Raw genomic sequence first — 18,242 nt, forward strand, 5'->3', positions numbered from 1 at the left:
GTTCAGACCAGGGTCAGCCAGTGCTTGTATTGTTCGCTGGTGCCACCGACGGCGGCGAAGAAGGCATCCTGGATGCGCTTGGTCACCGGGCCGCGCCGGCCTTCGCCGATGACGCGGTCGTCGAGTTCGCGGATCGGCGTGACTTCGGCGGCGGTGCCGGTGAAGAACGCTTCGTCCGAGCAGTACACTTCGTCGCGCGTGATGCGCTTCTCGCGCACCTCGATGCCGAGATCGTGGGCGATGGTGAGGATCGCGTCGCGGGTGATGCCGTCCAGGCACGAGGCCAGGTCAGGCGTATAGATCACGCCGTTGCGCACCACGAACACGTTCTCGCCCGAGCCTTCGCTCACATAGCCTTCGGTATCCAGCAGCAGGGCCTCGTCGTAGCCGAGGCTGGTGGCTTCCTGGTTGGCCAGGATCGAGTTGATGTAATAGCCGCTGGCCTTGGCCCGCACCAGCGAGACATTGACGTGATGGCGGGTGAAGGAGGAGGTCTTGACGCGGATGCCGCGCTCCATGCCTTCTTCGCCCAGGTAGGCGCCCCAGGGCCATGCGGCGATCGCCACGTGGATGGTGTTGCCCCTGGCCGAGACGCCGAGCTTTTCAGAGCCGATCCAGACCAGCGGGCGGATGTAGCAGGATTCGAGCTGGTTGGCTTTCACCACCTCGCGTTGCGCCGCCGCCAGCGTGGCCTCGTCGAACGGCATCTGCATCTGGAAGATCTTGGCCGAGTTGAACAGGCGGCGAGTGTGCTCCTTGAGGCGGAAGATCGCGGTCCCGGCCGGCGTCTTGTAGGCGCGTACGCCCTCGAACACGCCCATGCCGTAGTGCAGGGTATGGGTCAGCACGTGGATCTTGGCGTCGCGCCACTCGATCAGCTTGCCGTCCATCCAGATTTTTCCGTCGCGATCCGCCATCGACATGGTTCTTCTCCGTGAGGCCGTCAGCAATGCAAAGGAGGCATTGTAAACCCCGGGACCCCTTGTGCCAACGCGGGCGCGGGCTCGCGGGGGTCTAAAATCGTCACATTGTGTATGCCGCCACCGCCACCCGTGCCCCTTTCGCCATCATCACGACCCGCCGCCTCTGATTCCGATCCGCTTGCCGGTGTGCGCGCCGAACGGCTGCGCGGGATGCTTTTCGCCGGGGCGCCGGAGGCGGAGATCGACGAATTGCTGGCGCCATGGGAGACGGGTTCCGGCCTGCCCCGGCTGCTGGTATCCGCGGCGCTGGGCAGCGGCGGGCCGGCGGCGCTGGCGCGGGTGGTATCGCCGTGGCGCTGGCGCATGCTGCACGCGGTGCTGGATGCGCTGTATGCGGACTGGGACCCGGCCCTGCGGCCCTATCTGGACTACCTGGCCGATGCGCAGGCACGCGGCGACGGCGAATTCGCCACGGTGCCGGGGCGGTTACGCGGGGTGCTGGCCGAGGGCTTGCTGTATGGCGGCGAGCGCCAGCGTGCGCTGGCGGTGCTGGCCACGGTGCCCGGCAGCGGCCAGGCGCTGGCGCTGCATGCCTTTACGCATGCCGGGGATGGCGACTGGGCGGGGGCCCAGGCCGGTTTCGAAGCCGCGCTCAAGAGCCTGCGAACCGAGCGCGGCCAGCGCACCGGCTTGCTGTCGCCCGCGCTGGCGCCATACTACCCGCTGTCCTTGCTCGCCCAGCGCACGCCCGCGCACCTCGATCAGGCACGCAAGTTCTGCCAGGCGGAAGCCGGCTCGCGCACCCCTGCGCCTACCGGGCGCTGGGGGCTGTGGTGTCATGCGCTCGCGGTGCATCGCGGCGACGCTCGCCTGGACGAAGCCGCATTTGAGTTGCGTCCCGAAGTGCCGCCGCTCGCGCAATTCTGGCGCGTGATGCTGCGCGCCTGGCTGGGCGATGTGGCGCAAGCCAGCGGACGCCGCCAGCCAGCGGCGGCCCGCGCCGAAGCCATCGACGGCCTGCATGTCCGTCTGCAAGCCTGTGGCCTGCGCTGGTTCGGGCAGCAACTCAATGCGGCCCGGATGCTGGAGGCCGGCGAGCCGGTGCCGGACGTCTTCTTCGCCGGCCAGCGCCAGGAGAGCTGGCGGCTGGCGCTCGAAGCGCTGCAGACCCTTGCGGGCGAGGCGCGCGCGCCCGACGGCGCCAGTGCCAGCCGCATCTTGTGGGCGCTCAGCCTGGACGCCGACGGCGCGCTCGGCACCATCGAGCCGCTGGAGCAGCTGCGCGGTCCGCGCGGCTGGAACAAGCCGCGGCCGCTGCCGCTGGCCCGGCTCGCCGAGGACGACCGCCTGGAGCCCTGGGATGCCCGCGTAGCCCGCGCGGTCCGCCGTGACCAGTCCTATCACCGGCGCTACGTACTCGATCGCGCCGCGGCCATGCTCGCCCTGGTCGGGCATCCTGGCGTCGTGCTGGCGCAAGCGCCCGAGCAGACGCTGGAAGTGGTGGAAGGGGCGCCCACGCTGGAAGTCGTGCGCCAGGGCGGGCGCTATACGCTGCGGGTCTCGCCGCCGGTGCGGGAGGCGCCGGCGCTGGACAGCTTCCTGCCCGCCGGCAGCCGCGCGGATGCCGAGGCCTTGCGCCAGATCACCGTGCTGCGCGAAGGCTCGCAGCGCCTGCGCGTGATCCGGCTGACGCCCGCGCAGCAAGGCGCGGCGCAACTGATCGCCGACGGGCTGGCGGTGCCAGCCGAAGCGCATGCCCAGCTCGACGCCACGCTGCGCGCGCTGTCCGGCCATTTCCAGGTGCACTCTGACCACGACGGCAGCGCCCGCGAACTCGAGACCGAGAGCCGTCTGCGGGCCGAGCTGTCGCCGCTGGGCGAGGGCCTGGCCCTGCGCCTGGTGGTGACGCCGCTCGGTCCGCTCGGGCCACGGCTGGCGCCGGGCAGCGGGCGCGAACGGCTGATGGCGGCGGTCAAGGGGGAGAGCCTCGCCACGGTGCGCGATCTCAAGTCCGAGCTGACCCACGTGGCCGAAGTCTTTGACGCGCTGCCTTTCCTGGTGCCGCGCTCGCCCGAGAGCGGCGAATACGACTGGACCCTGGCCGACCCGGAGGAAGCGCTGTCGGTGGTCGAGCAGCTGCCCGGGCTGCCTGGCGTGCTGGCGGTGGAGTGGCCCAGGGGCAAGGAAATACGGGTGGTGGGCGCCGACATCCCGCAACTGGCGGTGCATATCGAAACCGAGAGCGAATGGTTCAAGCTGGTCGGCGAGTTGAGCGTGGCCGAGGGGCTGGTGCTGCAGCTCGGCCAGTTGCTGGCGTGGGCCGGCAGCCATGCGGGGCGCTTCATGCCGATGGGCCAGGGCGTCTACGTGGCGCTCACGCGCAGCCTGCGCGCGCGGCTGCGCGACCTCGCGAGCGTGGCGCACAGCGTGCCCGGCGGCATCAAGGTGCCGCTGATGGCGGCGCCCTGGCTGGACGATGTGCTGGCCGGCGCGGGCATCGATCCCGACGCGCATTTCCGCCAGCGCGTGGCGCGCCTGCGCCGGGCGCGCGACGGCGATGCCCGGCTGCCTGCCAACCTTGCCGCCGAGTTGCGGCCTTACCAGGAGGACGGCTTCCGCTGGGCCATGTCGCTGGCCGAAGCCGGTTTCGGCGCCTGCCTGGCCGACGACATGGGACTGGGCAAGACCCTGCAGGCGCTGGCGGTGATGCTGGCGCGGGCGGACGGCGGCGCCGCGCTGGTCATCGCGCCGACCTCGGTCTGCGGCAACTGGGCCGAGGAGGCGCGGCGCTTCGCGCCGACGCTGCGCGTGCACATCTATGCCGAGGGCGAGCGCGCGGCCTTGCTGGAACACGCCGGCCCGCATGACATGGTGATCGTCTCGTACACCTTGTTGCTCCAGGCCCGGGAAGCGTTCTGCAAGCGGGAATGGCACACGGTGGTGGCCGACGAGGCGCAGGCCTTCAAGAACGCCGCCACCAAGCGCTCGCAGGCGATGTTCGAGCTGCGCTCCGGCTTCCGCATGGCGCTGTCGGGCACGCCGGTGGAAAACCGCCTGGCCGAGTTGTGGTCGATCATGCGCTTCTGCAACCCGGGCCTGCTTGGCTCGCTGGTCCGCTTCAACGAATACTTCGCCGTGCCGATCGAGCGCAACGGCGTGCGCGAGGCGGCCCAGCGGCTGCGCCGCATGATCGCGCCGTTCGTGCTGCGCCGGACCAAGGCCCAGGTGCTGGACGAACTGCCGCCACGCACCGAACTGGTCTTGCGCATCGAGCCGGAGCCGGTCGAGGCGGCTCACTATGAAGCGCTGCGCCGCCAGGCGCTGGCCGAAGCCGAGGCAGCGGTCAGCGGCCCGAAGGCGCGCCGGACCGCCTCCGGCCAGCCCGGCGCCGAGGCACGCATCCATGTGCTGGCGCAACTGATGCGGCTGCGCCGTGCCGCCTGCGACGCGCGCCTGGTCACGCCCGAGCTGGATCTGGGGCAGGAGGGCGCCAAGGTGCGCGCGTTCGTGCAACTGGCCGGCGAACTGGCCGCCAACGGCCACAAGACGCTGGTGTTCAGCCAGTTTGTCGACTTCCTGCAGTTGCTGCGCCGGGGACTGGACGAGGCCGGGCTGGCGTGGCAGTACCTGGACGGCGCCACGCCGGCAGCCGAGCGCACCCGGCGCGTGGCGGCTTTCCAGGCGGGGCAGGGCGATGTCTTCCTGATCAGCCTGAAGGCCGGTGGTTTCGGCCTCAACCTGACCGCGGCGGACTACGTGATCATCGCCGACCCGTGGTGGAACCCGGCCGCCGAGGACCAGGCCATGGGCCGCGCCCACCGCATCGGGCAGCAGCGGCCGGTGACGGTGTACCGGCTGATCAGCGCGGGCACCATCGAGGAGCGCATCCTTGCGCTGCACCACGGCAAGCGGGCGCTGGCCGACGGCATCCTGGAGATCGGGGAGGGCGGGGACGGCTTGACCGGCACGGCGGCCGCGCTGCCAGACATCGACGAACTGGTGGGTCTGCTGCGCAACTAGGGGCGTCGTTGCCCATCGCGATTCCGCTCCATGTCTGCTTATACCAACATGGCATACCTTCAAGCGAACTCCATCGTTGGTAATGCGGCGGATCGTTGGTATCTTGCTGTTTTGGCCCGGGGCGCCAGACCCCGGCCGGCAGCCCCGACCCGCATTCATTTTTCCGACGGTACCCCCATGCTCCGCATTGCATCCCGCCGCATTTCCCTTGTTTCCCGCCCGGTTTCTCGCCTGGCAGCCGGTCTGGGCGCCCTGGCCGCGCTTTGCACGCTGGCCGCGCCGGCCCGTGCCCAGGACCCGGCATGGCCCGCCCAGCCGATTACCATCCTGATGGGCTTTACCGCCGGTTCGGGCGTGGACATGGTCGGCCGCACCCTGCAGGAATCGCTGCAGAAGTCGCTCAAGACCACCATCATTTATGACTACCGCCCCGGCGCGGGCGGCAACGTGGCCTCCGAAGTGGTCGCGCACGCCAAGCCCGACGGCTACACGCTGCTGCTCGGCACCGCCGCCACCCACGGCATCAACCCGGCCCTGTATAAGAGCCTGCCGTTCGACGCCGAGGCCGATTTCACGCCCGTGGCACCATTGGTGGAAGTGTCCAATGTGCTGACGGTCAACCCGTCCGTGATCGACGTGAAGTCGGTGAAGGAATTCATCGAGAAGGTCAAGGCCAATCCGGGCAAGTACAACTACGCGTCCACCGGCAACGGTACCGGCACCCACCTGGCCTTCGCCGAGTTCAATGCGCGCGCCGGCCTGGACATGGTCCACGTGCCGTACAAGGGCGGCCCGGATGCGTTGCAGGCCGTGCTAAAGGGCGAGGTTTGCTGCATTTTTAATCAGGTGCAGAGCGTGTTGCCGCAATACAGGGCGGGGAAGGTCCGGCTGCTGGGCGTGACCACCAGGAACCGAGTGGCGGTGATCCCGGAGGTGCCGACGATTGCCGAGAGTGGCCTGGCCGGGTTTAACAGCACTATCTGGTTTGGTTTCTTCGGACCCAAGGGACTGGACGCCAGGATCAGCAAGAAGATCAATGACGCGGTCCAGGTCGCGCTGGAAACGCCGGCGATCCGGCAGAAACTGATCGATGCCGGCAATTCGCCGCGGATCGAGACGGTCGAACAGTTCCGGGCCACCGTGAAGGCGGATCGCCAGAAGTGGGCCGGCGTGGTGAAGAGCGTGGGCGCCTCGATCGACTGAATCCCGCACGGCCGTCCCCACCTGCAGGGCCCCCGCATGCGGGGGCTTTTTATTTGCAGGCACCCCAGCCAAGGGCAACGGCGAATCTGTTAAGCGGTTGCTTACGAGTGGCCGGGGCTGGCCCTATAATGGGGCCTTGCCCGCGCGCCCCGCCCGTCGGGCAACTCACGTGCCCCAGGCTTTCCACTGTGGCGGAGCCGGCGCCGCTTCCCCCCAAGACCTTAGAACATGACATTCCGACCGCCCCAGGCCCTGCTGCGTCCCTGGCATCGTATTGCCCCGGCCGAGCGGGCCGGCTTTATCGAGGGCGCGCGCTATTTCGCCCCGTCCCTGCCCGCGGTGTTCTCCTGGGGGCTGGTGACCGGCGTGGCCATGAGCAAATCGGTGATGAACGTGCCCGAGGCGATCGGCATGTCGCTGCTGGTCTACGCGGGCTCGGCCCAGTTGTCGGTGCTGCCGCTGTTCGCGGCGGGTTTGCCGTTGTGGACGGTCTGGCTGACCGCCGCCATCGTCAACCTGCGATTTGTCATCTTCAGTGCGGGACTGCAGCCGCATTTCAGTTACCTGCCGCTGTGGCGCCGCACCCTGCTGGGGTCCTTCAACGGCGACCTGCATTTCGTCTACTTCATGCAGCGCTATGCCACGCCGGGCCACGAGCCGGGCAAGGAGGGCTACTTCTGGGGCATGGCGCTGACCAACTTCGCCATGTGGCAGGTCTCGTCCATCATCGGCATCGTGCTGGCCAGCGCGTTCCCGGATAGCTGGGGCCTTGGGCTGGCCGGTACCCTCGCGCTGATCCCGGTCATGGTCTCCACCATCAACTCGCGTTCCACGATGCTGGCGGTGGCGGTGGCTTCGACCCTGGCGCTGCTGTGCTTTCACTTGCCTTACCGGCTGGGCCTGGTGGCGGCAGTGGTGGGCGCGATCGCGGCCGGCATGGCCAGCGACGAACTGGCGGCCCGGGCGACCTTGCGCGGTATCCGCCGCCGCAAGCTGGAGCATGCGGCGGCGCAGGTGCCTCCCCAGTCGGCCGAGGACCGTTCATGAGCCATCTCGAGATCTGGGTCGCGCTGGTGGGCATGGCGGTGGTGACCATCGTCACCCGCGCGCTGTTCCTGATGGCGGGCGAGCGCGTGACGGTGCCCGACCGCATCCAGCGCGCGCTGCGCTACGCGCCGGCGGCGGCGCTGGCGGCCATCATCCTGCCCGACCTGATGACGTGGCAGGGGCATTTCACCATTGCGCCGGGCAACTACAAGCTGGTGGCCGGGGCGGTCGCCCTGGTGTTCTACCTGCTGACGCGGCGCATGGTTGGCATGATCGCGGCAGGCATGGCGGTCTATACAGCGCTTCGATTGCTCGGTTGAGCGTCGGGCGCGGATTCCGGAGCAGGGGTTCCCGTGCCGGGCCCGAGCGCGGTACTCAGCTGGGTCAGCATCCGTGTCAGGCGGGCCTGCGTGGTGGCGCCGGTCTTGAGGAATACCGCCTTGAGCTGGCTGCGCGCGGTCTCATGCCGCACACGCAGGCGCTCGCTGGCTTCGGGCAGGCCGATGCCGGTGGCCAGCAGGGTGGCCAGGCGGATCTCGGCCGGGGTCAGGCCGTAGATTTCGCGCAGCAGGTGCGGGAGTTGCACCGGCGCATGCGCGTCTTCATGGATCACCACCAGCGCACTGGGCTTTTGCCAGGGCAGCGCGAAGATATGGGACGGCGGCAGCGGCATCACGATCAGCTGCGCGCTGCCGCCATCGGCATGGCGTGCCATCGCGGCCTGTGCCGGCACCGTGCTTTGGAGCGAGCAGGCCGCGGCTATCATGTCCGGCAGCGAGCGCGACAGCTGCCACTCGCTGGTCTTGCCGGCGGGGTCGAGCCGCCGCACCCAGCGCTCACCGATGCTGTTGCTCAGCAAGACGCGGCGCTCGGGCGAGAAGGCGATCACGCCAAACGACAGCCGTTCCAGGATTTGCGCCGATAGCTGCGCCAGCGTGGACAGCTCGACGGTACGATCGCGCATGGCTATGGCGCTGCGCATATGGGGCAGCGCCCAGTCCAGCGCGCTGACGTCCGCTGCCGTGAACATGCCCTGCGAGAAGGCGCGCTGCAGGGAGAAATACACTTCGTAGTGCGGCTTTCGCTCCACCAGGCAGGCCGCATAGGAGCACAGGCCGAAGCGGTGGAAGAAGTCGCGGTAGAACGGGCTGCGCTGCATCGCGCCCTCGCCGAAATCGCGCACGTCGATGTACCACTCGCCGGGGCTCAGGTTGTGGGCGAACAGCTTGCCCGGGTCGATTTCGTGGAACTCCTTTTCGTAGGCGCTGAACAACTCCTGTACCGGGCGCACCATTTCATTGACCGTCATCAGGTCGCGATCCGTGTCGCGCACGATCATCGATGCATGCGCGCTGCCAACGATGCCGCTCATGGTGTACAAGCTTTGCTGCCACGCCTGCGCGTCAAGAATCCCTTCGTACAAGCCACGGATTGCCCCGTGCATGTCTTCGTTCATGATTACCCCCCTGCCTTCGCGACAACGGCATCAGCCGTGTGGCGCCGACGCCGCTCATTCGGGCGTGCCCGGCTCCGTGCCTTGGGTCCCGTCTGTAGCGGGCCTCCGGCTATGTTTTTGCGTGCATATTTTGTGCATACATCGCGCGCTTCGACATGAGCGTACGAGACGCAGGCCGATTGTCGCACCCTCCTTTCAGGGGGTGCGTTGCAAGGACGCGGCACGTCGTTCGCCGCATGCGGCGATTGCAGCACTCACGGCAGGGTGCATCGTGGTTCCAATCGCGCAAAATGGCTCTTGCGATCAGGTAAAATGCCGATTTTCCCCGATTTTCGCTCCCCAGCCACCGCCATGACCTCTGTCCTGCGTCTTTCCGATCTCATCTCCGAAGGCAAAATTGCCGGCAAGCGTGTTTTTATCCGCGCCGACCTGAACGTGCCGCAGGATGACGCCGGCAATATCACCGAAGACACCCGTATCCGCGCCTCGGTGCCCGCCATCGAGGCTTGCCTCAAGGCCGGCGCTGCCATCATGGTGACGTCGCACCTGGGCCGCCCCACCGAGGGCGAGTTCAAGCCCGAGGATTCGCTTGCCCCCGTAGCCGCGCGCCTGGGCGAACTGCTCGGCAAGCCCGTCAAGCTCGTGCAGAACTGGGTCGACGGCACCGGCGAAGTCAGCCAGGTCAAGCCCGGTGAAGTAGTGCTGCTGGAAAACTGCCGCATCAACAAGGGCGAGAAGAAGAACAGCGACGAACTGGCGCAGAAGATGGCCAGGCTGTGCGACGTCTATGTGAACGACGCCTTCGGCACCGCGCACCGCGCGGAGGCCACCACCCACGGTATCGCCAGGTACGCCCCCATCGCCTGCGCCGGCCCGCTGCTGGCTGCCGAGATCGATGCGCTGGGCAAGGCCCTGGGCCAGCCTGCGCGCCCGCTGGTGGCGATCGTGGCCGGTTCCAAGGTGTCCACCAAGCTGACCATCCTCAAGACGCTGGCCAGCAAGGTCGACAACCTGATCGTTGGCGGCGGCATCGCCAATACCTTCATGCTGGCGGCCGGCCTCAAGATCGGCAAGTCGCTGGCCGAGCCGGACCTGGTGGCCGACGCCCGCACCATCATCGACCTGATGGCCGCGCGCGGCGCTTCGGTGCCGATTCCCGTGGACGTGGTGTGCGCCAAGGAATTCAGCGCCACCGCCACGGCTACCGTCAAGGACGCGAAGGAAGTGGCCGACGACGACATGATCCTCGACATTGGCCCCAAGACCGCGCAGATGCTGGCCGAGCAGCTCAAGGCCGCCGGCACCATCGTGTGGAACGGCCCGGTCGGCGTGTTCGAATTCGACCAGTTCAGCAACGGCACGCAGGTGCTGGCGCATGCCATTGCCGAGTCCAGGGCCTTCTCGATCGCCGGTGGCGGCGACACGCTGGCGGCCATCGCCAAATATGGCATCGCTGACCGCGTGGGCTATATCTCCACCGGCGGTGGCGCCTTCCTGGAGTTCCTGGAGGGCAAGAAGCTGCCCGCTTTCGAGGTGCTGGAACAGCGCGCCGCGGGCTGAGGGTGGCGGCTCTGCGGGGGATTGGCGGGGACATGGGCGGCAGGCGCGGCCTTGCAGCGTTGCTGCTGGCCGCGATGCTGCTGGCCCTGGCCGCCTGCGGCCGCCCGGGCGGCGCGCCCGACGGGCGCACCCTGGCTGCCGCGCCGGCCGCGGGCATGGCGGCGGCGGAAATGGCGCGCGGGCAGGGTGGACAGGGAGAGCAGCAGGAAGCGGAGCGCCGCTACCTCGCGCTCAAGTACGCATTGACGGTGGAGAATACCGCCGATGCCCTGGAGGCCGGCTGGAAGAGCGTGGTGCAACGTTGCCAGGCGCTGGGCTGCGAGTTGCTGGAGGCGGGTTTCACGCGCAGCCGCGATGGCGCATCGCCGCGTGGCGAGCTGCGCGCGCGCATCGCGCCGAAATCCTTGCCGGACCTGCTGAAAGCGGCGGAGCAAGGCGGCACGGTGGTATCCAACGCCGTGTCGAGCGAAGACAAGACCGACCAGGTGATCGATGCCGAGGCCCGCATCAAGAACACCACCGAGCTGCGCGACCGCCTGCGTGCCATGCTGCAGAACGCGCGCGGTCCGCTGCGCGACGTGATCGAGCTGGAGCGCGAACTGGCGCGCGTGCAGGGCGAACTGGATACCATCCACGGCCTGCGCAAGATGCTGGCGGCGCAAACCGACCGCAACGAAGTCCGTATCGACTTTATTGCGCGCGAGAGCTTTGTCAGCCAACGAAAGGTATCGCCGCTGCGCGACGCTTTTAACGATATCGCCGAGTTGTTCCTCGGCAGCCTGGCCGTGCTGATCCGCGTGGCCGCCGGCGCGCTGCCCTGGCTGCTGGTTGGCGTGCCGCTGCTGTGGCTGGCGCTGGCCTGGCGCCGGCGCCGCGTGGCGCGCAGGAAGCAAGCCGTGCCGGCGCCGCCGGACGGCGCTGGCCCTCGATAAGGAAGATTTGCCAATGACCCGCTCGACCAAGATTGTCGCCACCATCGGTCCCGCCTCCAGCACGCTGGAAATGCTCACGCGCATGATCGCGGCAGGGGTCGACGTGGTGCGCCTGAACTTCTCCCACGGCGTAGCCGCGGACCATATCGAGCGCGCCCGCCTGGTGCGCGAGGCGGCCCGGGCCTGCGGCCGGGAAGTCGCCATCATGGCCGACCTGCAAGGGCCGAAGATCCGCGTCGGCAAGTTCGAGAACGGCAAGATCACGCTGCAGCCGGGCGACGCTTTCATCCTTGATTCCACCTGCACCCTGGGCAACCAGGAGCGGGCGGGCCTGGATTATGAAGACCTGCCGCGCGACGTGGGCCCGGGCGACCTGCTGCTGCTCAACGACGGCCTGATCGTGCTGGTGGTGGACCGCGTGCTCGGCCACGAGATCTTCACCACGGTCCGGATCGGCGGCGAGCTGTCCAACAACAAGGGCATCAACCGCCAGGGCGGCGGCCTGTCGGCGCCGGCGCTGACCGCCAAGGACATGGACGACATCAAGACTGCCATGGCGCTGGGCGCGGACTATGTCGCGGTGAGCTTTCCCAAGAACGCCACCGATATGGAAATGGCCCGCCAGCTCGCCGCCGTGGCCGGCCAGCCGCACCAGCACAAGGCTCGCATGATCGCCAAGATCGAGCGCGCCGAGGCGATCCGCCCGGGCGTGCTGGAAGAGATCCTGCAGGCCTCCGACGGCATCATGGTGGCCCGCGGCGACCTGGCCGTGGAAGTGGGCAACGCGGCCGTGCCGGCGCTGCAAAAGCGCATGATCCGGCTGGCGCGCGAGGCCAACAAGCTGACCATCACCGCTACCCAGATGATGGAGAGCATGATCGTCAACCCGGTGCCGACGCGCGCCGAGGTGTCGGACGTGGCCAACGCCGTGCTGGACGGCACCGACGCCGTGATGCTGTCGGCCGAGACCGCCGCCGGCCGCTATCCGGTGGAAACCGTGGAAGCCATGGCCGCGGTCTGCGTCGAGGCGGAGAAATCCGAGGTGGTCCAGCTCGACACCGATTTCCTCAACCAGACCTTTGGCCGCATCGACCAGTCGATCGCCATGGGCGCGCTGTTCACCGCCTATCATTTGCAGGTGAAGGCCATCGCCGCGCTGACCGATTCCGGCGCCACCGCGCTGTGGATGAGCCGGCACCGCATCCATGTGCCGATCTACGCGATGACGCCCAACGTGGCCTCGCAGCGCAAGATGCAGCTCTACCGCAATGTGGTGCCGCTGCCGCTGGAAGCCAGCGCCGACCGCGATACCGCGCTGGAGCAGGCCGAGGAACTCTTGCTGTCGCGCGGCGTTGTGCAGCGCGGCGATTTTATCGTGCTGACCATTGGCGAGCCGATGGGCCAGCCGGGCGGCACCAATACGCTGAAGATTGTCCGCGTCGGCGCCTGAGTGTGCCGCGCCGGACAGAACGCCGGCCGCCGTGCACGTAGGATCAGCCGCACACGCATAGCCAATATGCGAAGACGAATAAACGAATACCGAGACACCCCATTCTTTCTTTAGGAGTTTTGACATGCCACTCGTATCGATGCGCCAGCTGCTCGACCACGCCGCCGAAAACGGCTACGGTCTGCCCGCTTTCAACGTGAACAACCTGGAACAGGTTCAGGCCATCATGCAGGCCGCCGACGAGGTCAATGCGCCGGTGATCATGCAAGCCTCCGCCGGCGCGCGCAAGTATGCCGGCGAGCACTTCCTGCGCCATCTGATCGAAGCCGCCGTGGAAGCCTACCCGCATATCCCGGTGGTGATGCACCAGGATCACGGCCAGTCGCCGGTGATCTGCCAGGCCGCGATCGACCTGGGTTTCTCCTCCGTGATGATGGACGGCTCGCTGCGTGAAGACGGCAAGACCCCGGCCGACTACGAATACAACGTCGACGTAACCCGCAAGGTGGTGCAGATGTCGCACGCCATCGGCGTGACCGTCGAAGGCGAACTTGGCTGCCTGGGCTCGCTCGAAACCGGCGAAGCCGGCGAGGAAGACGGCATCGGCGCCGAAGGCAAGCTGGATCACTCCATGCTGCTGACCGACCCGGAACAGGCCGCCGACTTCGTCAAGGCCACCCAGCTCGACGCCCTGGCCATCGCCATCGGCACCTCGCACGGCGCCTACAAGTTCACCCGCAAGCCCACCGGCGACATCCTGGCGATCAACCGCATCAAGGAAATCCACGCCCGCATCCCCAACACCCACCTGGTGATGCACGGCTCGTCCTCGGTGCCCCAGGAACTGCTGGCCGAAATCCGCCAGTTCGGCGGCGACATGAAGGAAACCTACGGCGTGCCGGTCGAGGAAATCCAGGAAGCCATCAAGTTCGGCGTGCGCAAGATCAATATCGACACCGATATCCGCCTTGCCATGACCGGCGCGATCCGCCGCTTCTTTGCCGAGAACCCCAGCAAGTTCGATCCGCGCGAGTACCTGAAGCCGGCCCGCGAAGCCGCCAAGCTGGTTTGCAAGGCACGCTACATCGCCTTCGGCTGCGAAGGCCAGGCATCCAAGATCAAGCCGGTCTCGCTGGACGCCGTCGCGCAGAAGTACAAGTCGGGCGAACTCGCCCAGGTCGTGCAGTAAGCCGAACCCCGTGCCGTCCCCGCCCTGATCCCGTAACAAGGAGAGGCGCGGGGACGACGCTTTTCAGGCCCCGGCGCATGTTGCCGGGGCCCGAGAGGCACTAACAAAATGATGCGCCGGGTCACTCAGGATCACTCGGGATCATTCTGTTAGTGCCTCCTATCGGAACCACCATGTCGAACGCTCTCTATCAGTCCTCCATCACTTCGCTGCCGCTGCTCGGTCACGGCAAGGTCCGCGACAACTACGCCGTCGGCGACGACAAGCTGCTGATCGTCACCACCGACCGCCTGTCGGCCTTCGACGTCATCCTGGGCGAGCCGATCCCGGCCAAGGGCCGCGTGCTCAACCAGATGGCCAACTTCTGGTTCAAGAAGCTGGCCCACATCGTGCCGAACCACGAGACCGATGTCTCCGCCGAGAGCGTCGTGAGCCCGGCCGAGGTCGAGCAGGTGCAAGGCCGCGCCGTGGTGGTCAAGCGCCTCAAGCCGATCCTGGTGGAAGCGGTGGTGCGCGGCTACCTGGCCGGCAGCGGATGGAAGGATTACCAGGCTACCGGCAGCGTCTGCGGCATCGAACTGCCCGCCGGCCTGCAGAACGCGCAGAAGCTGCCCGAGCCGATCTTCACCCCGGCCGCCAAGGCCGAGATGGGCGAGCACGACGAGAACATCTCCTTCGCCGAAACCGAAGCCCGCATCGGCGCCGACCTGGCCCGCCAGATGCGTGACATCTCGATCCGCCTGTACAAGGAAGCGGCCGACTATGCCGCCACGCGCGGCATTATCATTGCCGACACCAAGTTCGAGTTCGGCCTGGACGAGAACGGCACGCTGACGCTGATGGACGAAGTGCTGACCGCGGATTCCTCCCGCTTCTGGCCGGCGGATTCCTACCAGGTCGGCACCAACCCGCCGTCCTTCGACAAGCAGTTCGTGCGCGACTGGCTGGAATCGGTGCGTATCGACGGCAAGCCGTGGCCCAAGACCGCGCCGGCACCGGCGCTGCCGGCCGACGTGATCGAGAAGACCGCCGCCAAGTACCGCGAGGCGCTGACGCGCCTGACCGGCGAGGAACTGCAGTAATCATTGCCGGATGGCGAGGACTGGCGCCACCAGGCGCCAGACGATATTTAAGGATTTAACGTGAGCAATACAGCCAAGCCGCTGGTCGGCGTTGTGATGGGCAGCAGTTCCGACTGGGACGTGATGCAGAACGCGGTCGCCATGCTGAAGGATTTCGGCGTGGCCTTCGAAGCGCGCGTGGTATCCGCCCACCGCATGGCCGACGATATGTTCGAGTACGCCGCCACGGCGCGTGAACGTGGCCTGCGCGCCATCATCGCCGGTGCCGGCGGTGCCGCGCACCTGCCCGGCATGATCGCCGCCAAGACCATCGTGCCGGTATTCGGCGTGCCCGTGCCGTCGCGCTACCTGCGCGGCGAGGACTCGTTGCTGTCGATCGTGCAGATGCCCAAGGGCGTGCCCGTCGCCACCTTCGCCATCGGCGAGGCTGGCGCCGCCAACGCCGCGCTGCACGCCATCGCCACGCTGGCCACCACCGACGACGCGCTGGCCGCGGCGCTGGAAGCATTCCGTGCCAGGCAGACCGAAGCTGCGCGCGCGATGACGCTGCCGGTATAACACGCAAGCAACACCAGACCAGCCGACTAGCTTAAGCCCCGAATCCGGAAAGACGCGCAATGCCCACCGATATCCATCCCCACCTGGTCGAAGCCCACACGCCGGAGTCGCGTGCCGAGTTCGGCATCGACAACCCCAGCGCGCCGGTGCTGCCCGGCGCCTGGCTCGGCATGCTGGGCGGCGGCCAGCTCGGCCGCATGTTCACCCATGCCGCCCAGGCGATGGGCTACAAGGTCTGCGTGCTCGATCCGGACCAGGACAGCCCGGCCGGCACCATCGCCGAGAAGCATATCTGCGCGGCCTACACCGACGAAGCCGCGCTGGCCGAGATGGCCAGACTGTGCCCGGCGGTGAGCACCGAATTCGAGAACGTGCCGTCGCTCTCGCTGGACCGGCTCGAACAACTGGGCGCCTTCGTGGCGCCGCGCGGCTACTGCGTGTCGATCGCGCAGAACCGCATCGGCGAGAAGAAGTTCTTCGCCTCCTGCGCCGAGCGCACTGGCGTGCCCACCGCGCCGCACTGGGTGATCCAGCACGACGCCGACGTCGACCAGTTGCCCGAAGACCTGCTGCCGGGCATCCTGAAGACCGCGCGCATGGGCTACGACGGCAAGGGCCAGGCCCGCGTCAAGAGCCGCGAGGACGTGCGTGCTGCCTGGCGCGCCATGCAGCACGTGCCCTGCGTGCTGGAGAAGATGCTGCCGCTGGCCTACGAGGTCTCGGTGCTGGCCGCGCGTGCCGCCGACGGCAGCACCGCCACCTGGCCGCTGGCCGAAAACGTGCACCGCGACGGCATCCTGTTCTCCACCGTGATGCCCGCCACGAGCGTTTCCGACGAGATCGCCGCGCGGGCCCGCGCAGCCGCCGCCACCATCGCCACCGAGATGGGCTATGTGGGCGTGCTGTGCATCGAGTTCTTCGTGCTGACGGACGGCTCGCTGGTTGCCAACGAAATGGCGCCGCGCCCGCACAACTCGGGCCATATCACCATGGACGCCTGCGAAACCAGCCAGTTCGAGCAGCAGGTGCGCGCCATGGCCCGCCTGCCGCTGGGCAGCACGCGCCAGCATTCGGCGGGCAAGATGCTCAACCTGCTGGGCGATGTGTGGTTCGAGTTCGGTCTGGAGCGCACGCCGGCCTGGGACGAAGTCGTGGCGCAGTCCGGTGCCAAGCTGCACCTGTACGGCAAGAACGATGCGCGCCCCTCGCGCAAGATGGGCCATGTGAACTGCGTGGGCGGCGAAGCCGCCGATGCGGGCCGCGCGTTCGACGCTGCCTTGAAGGCGCTGCACATCGAGTCGTGAAGGCTTGCCCGGTCGGGTGCGCTGTCGGCGTGCCCGGCGGGTTCTCCCGCTTTCGTAGTCTTGTAGCTTCGTAGTTTTGTAGTTTCGTAGTAACGCCCACCCCAGAGATCCCCGATGTCGCGCATGCCCACGTCCGCCGAACTTGACCAAGCGGTCCAACTGCTGGAAGCCGGCGAGCTGGTCGCCTTTCCCACCGAGACGGTCTACGGCCTCGGCGCCGACGCGGAAAACCCCCAGGCCATCGCCCGCATCTACGCGGCCAAGGGCCGGCCGTCCAACCATCCGATCATCGTGCACGTGGTGGACGGCGGCGATATCAGCTACTGGGTCGACGACGTGCCGCCGGCCGCGCAGCAACTGATCGACGCCTTCTGGCCTGGCCCGCTCACGCTGATCCTCAAGCGCGCCAGTCATATACCGGCAGCGGTGGCCGGCGGGCAGGACAGCATCGGCCTGCGTTGCCCCTCGCATCCCGTCGCGCAGGCGCTGCTGGCACGCTTCAAGCGCGGGCGAGGAGGCATTGCCGCGCCGTCGGCAAACAAGTTCGGCCAGGTCAGCCCGACCACCGCGCAGCATGTGCGGGATGAGTTTGGCGACGCCGTCTTTGTGCTCGAAGGCGATGGGGTGGAGGTTGGCATTGAATCGACCATCGTGGATCTATCGCGGCTGGAGCAGGGCATTGGCCCCGTATTGCTGCGACCTGGCGCGATTACGGCGGCGATGATGGCGCAGGTCCTGGGCGTGACGCCCTTGCCGCCGGATGCCGCTGCGCCGCGGGCTTCGGGGACGCTTAAGGCGCACTATGCGCCGCATACTTCGCTGGCGTTGTCTTCCGCTGCGGATTTGCCGGCCCAGTTGGCGGATTTGCCTGCTGATGCCAAAGTGGCATGGGTGGGGGGCGAGGCGGTTGCCGATCCGCGGTGCGTTTGGGTGCAGGCGCCTGCCGACGCCGAGGCTTATGCTCGAGAGCTTTATCGGTTGTTGCGGAGGTTGGATCGGGAGGGGTATTCGAGACTGGTGTTTGAGGTCTTGCCGGATGGGTGTGAGTGGGATGGGGTTAGGGATCGGTTGCAGCGGGCTGCTGCTGCGTTTGGGGGGTAAGGGGGGCGGTCTTGGGGCGTTGGTTTTGGCGGTGTTGGTTGTTGGACCCAAGAGCGTACGACATCCCCCTGCGGGGGACGCCGGTCACTCTTCTTTGCCTCGGCAAAGAAGACTAACGAGAAGAAAGCCGACCCTGCCGGGGGCAGAGCAATCGCGAGTGCGAGGGACGCTGGTTTCGTCGTACGGCCGCAGTTCTGCTGGCATCTGCCGTTACCAGCTTGCAGGGCATCGCAATGGCACGACCCATGGGTTTCGTAGTGATGCCCCTGACCTCGTGCGCGGTGACCATGCCCACATCTGCCGTTACCGGCGCGGGCTACCACGACACATCACATGCCCATGGTTTCGTGGTGGGGCGGGCGCGGTGGTGAAGGCCTCGGGCATATCACCCGGTGCCACCGCGCCCACGACGGAACC

14 protein-coding genes are annotated in these 18,242 nt (G+C 67.6%); 12 read left to right on the forward strand and 2 right to left on the reverse strand.

The genetic code is table 11. The annotated features are described in order from the left end of the window. Positions 1–2: 2 nt before the first annotated feature. On the reverse strand, positions 3–923 hold the full coding sequence (locus AC1DS6_RS24235) for a branched-chain amino acid transaminase (RefSeq protein WP_441629313.1): 921 nt from the start codon (positions 921–923) through the stop codon (positions 3–5). 1,080 nt (positions 924–2,003) lie between these two features. Between AC1DS6_RS24235 and AC1DS6_RS24240 the strand changes: the two genes are divergently transcribed. From AC1DS6_RS24240 to AC1DS6_RS24255, 4 genes are all read left to right on the forward strand, one after another. Beyond that, the gene (locus AC1DS6_RS24240; protein WP_477103318.1) at positions 2,004–4,943 is read left to right on the forward strand and encodes a DEAD/DEAH box helicase; all 2,940 of its coding nucleotides are present in this window, start codon (positions 2,004–2,006) and stop codon (positions 4,941–4,943) included. Between the two features lie 177 nt (positions 4,944–5,120). Further along, the gene (locus tag AC1DS6_RS24245) at positions 5,121–6,146 is read left to right on the forward strand and encodes a Bug family tripartite tricarboxylate transporter substrate binding protein (RefSeq protein ID WP_441629315.1); all 1,026 of its coding nucleotides are present in this window, start codon (positions 5,121–5,123) and stop codon (positions 6,144–6,146) included. Between the two features lie 228 nt (positions 6,147–6,374). Next, a complete protein-coding gene (locus AC1DS6_RS24250) occupies positions 6,375–7,193 on the forward strand; it encodes an AzlC family ABC transporter permease (protein WP_441629317.1) in 819 nt (272 codons plus the stop codon). Next, positions 7,190–7,513, forward strand: a complete 324-nt coding sequence (locus AC1DS6_RS24255; protein ID WP_035869280.1) for an AzlD domain-containing protein — start codon at positions 7,190–7,192, stop codon at positions 7,511–7,513. The genes AC1DS6_RS24250 and AC1DS6_RS24255 overlap by 4 nt, the downstream gene beginning before the upstream one ends. Here AC1DS6_RS24255 and AC1DS6_RS24260 read toward each other — a convergent pair. Continuing rightward, the gene (locus tag AC1DS6_RS24260; RefSeq protein WP_441629320.1) at positions 7,486–8,649 is read right to left on the reverse strand and encodes a helix-turn-helix transcriptional regulator; all 1,164 of its coding nucleotides are present in this window, start codon (positions 8,647–8,649) and stop codon (positions 7,486–7,488) included. The two genes, AC1DS6_RS24255 and AC1DS6_RS24260, sit on opposite strands and share 28 nt — an antisense overlap. 351 nt (positions 8,650–9,000) lie before the next feature. On the opposite strand from AC1DS6_RS24260, the gene AC1DS6_RS24265 reads away from it, so the two are divergent. From AC1DS6_RS24265 to AC1DS6_RS24300, 8 genes are all read left to right on the forward strand, one after another. Then, positions 9,001–10,209 carry a phosphoglycerate kinase gene (locus AC1DS6_RS24265; protein ID WP_441629322.1) on the forward strand — a complete coding sequence of 403 codons (1,209 nt, stop codon included), beginning with the start codon at positions 9,001–9,003 and terminating at the stop codon, positions 10,207–10,209. Between the two features lie 32 nt (positions 10,210–10,241). Further along, positions 10,242–11,141 carry a DUF4349 domain-containing protein gene (locus AC1DS6_RS24270; protein WP_477103312.1) on the forward strand — a complete coding sequence of 300 codons (900 nt, stop codon included), beginning with the start codon at positions 10,242–10,244 and terminating at the stop codon, positions 11,139–11,141. 13 nt (positions 11,142–11,154) lie between these two features. After that, positions 11,155–12,591, forward strand: coding sequence for a pyruvate kinase (gene pyk, locus AC1DS6_RS24275; protein ID WP_477103313.1), 1,437 nt, complete (start codon positions 11,155–11,157; stop codon positions 12,589–12,591). 124 nt (positions 12,592–12,715) lie between these two features. After that, positions 12,716–13,780 carry a class II fructose-bisphosphate aldolase gene (fba, locus tag AC1DS6_RS24280; protein ID WP_045237234.1) on the forward strand — a complete coding sequence of 355 codons (1,065 nt, stop codon included), beginning with the start codon at positions 12,716–12,718 and terminating at the stop codon, positions 13,778–13,780. A 173-nt stretch (positions 13,781–13,953) separates the two neighbouring features. Beyond that, complete coding sequence (locus tag AC1DS6_RS24285) at positions 13,954–14,862, forward strand: phosphoribosylaminoimidazolesuccinocarboxamide synthase (protein ID WP_441635984.1); 909 nt, start codon at positions 13,954–13,956, stop codon at positions 14,860–14,862. A gap of 60 nt (positions 14,863–14,922) precedes the next feature. Continuing rightward, entirely contained in the window at positions 14,923–15,420 is a 498-nt protein-coding gene (gene purE, locus AC1DS6_RS24290; RefSeq protein WP_035869268.1) for a 5-(carboxyamino)imidazole ribonucleotide mutase, read from the forward strand. A 59-nt stretch (positions 15,421–15,479) separates the two neighbouring features. Then, on the forward strand, positions 15,480–16,724 hold the full coding sequence (locus AC1DS6_RS24295) for a 5-(carboxyamino)imidazole ribonucleotide synthase (RefSeq protein WP_477103314.1): 1,245 nt from the start codon (positions 15,480–15,482) through the stop codon (positions 16,722–16,724). 114 nt (positions 16,725–16,838) lie between these two features. Next, complete coding sequence (locus AC1DS6_RS24300; protein ID WP_477103315.1) at positions 16,839–17,825, forward strand: L-threonylcarbamoyladenylate synthase; 987 nt, start codon at positions 16,839–16,841, stop codon at positions 17,823–17,825. Positions 17,826–18,242: the final 417 nt, after the last annotated feature.

It is taken from the genome of Cupriavidus sp. 05L310, from assembly GCF_056398185.1.

Bases quoted from the DNA above. Each gene is read 5' to 3' on its own strand.
- AC1DS6_RS24300 (WP_477103315.1), top strand. From the start codon at position 16,839: ATGTCGCGCATGCCCACGTCCGCCGAACTTGACCAAGCGGTCCAACTG.
- pyk (WP_477103313.1), top strand. From the start codon at position 11,155: ATGACCCGCTCGACCAAGATTGTCGCCACCATCGGTCCCGCCTCCAGC.
- AC1DS6_RS24245 (WP_441629315.1), top strand. From the start codon at position 5,121: ATGCTCCGCATTGCATCCCGCCGCATTTCCCTTGTTTCCCGCCCGGTT.
- AC1DS6_RS24250 (WP_441629317.1), top strand. From the start codon at position 6,375: ATGACATTCCGACCGCCCCAGGCCCTGCTGCGTCCCTGGCATCGTATT.
- fba (WP_045237234.1), top strand. From the start codon at position 12,716: ATGCCACTCGTATCGATGCGCCAGCTGCTCGACCACGCCGCCGAAAAC.
- AC1DS6_RS24285 (WP_441635984.1), top strand. From the start codon at position 13,954: ATGTCGAACGCTCTCTATCAGTCCTCCATCACTTCGCTGCCGCTGCTC.
- AC1DS6_RS24235 (WP_441629313.1), bottom strand. From the start codon at position 923: ATGTCGATGGCGGATCGCGACGGAAAAATCTGGATGGACGGCAAGCTG.
- AC1DS6_RS24240 (WP_477103318.1), top strand. From the start codon at position 2,004: ATGCTGGAGGCCGGCGAGCCGGTGCCGGACGTCTTCTTCGCCGGCCAG.
- AC1DS6_RS24270 (WP_477103312.1), top strand. From the start codon at position 10,242: ATGGGCGGCAGGCGCGGCCTTGCAGCGTTGCTGCTGGCCGCGATGCTG.
- AC1DS6_RS24265 (WP_441629322.1), top strand. From the start codon at position 9,001: ATGACCTCTGTCCTGCGTCTTTCCGATCTCATCTCCGAAGGCAAAATT.
- AC1DS6_RS24295 (WP_477103314.1), top strand. From the start codon at position 15,480: ATGCCCACCGATATCCATCCCCACCTGGTCGAAGCCCACACGCCGGAG.
- AC1DS6_RS24255 (WP_035869280.1), top strand. From the start codon at position 7,190: ATGAGCCATCTCGAGATCTGGGTCGCGCTGGTGGGCATGGCGGTGGTG.
- AC1DS6_RS24260 (WP_441629320.1), bottom strand. From the start codon at position 8,649: ATGAACGAAGACATGCACGGGGCAATCCGTGGCTTGTACGAAGGGATT.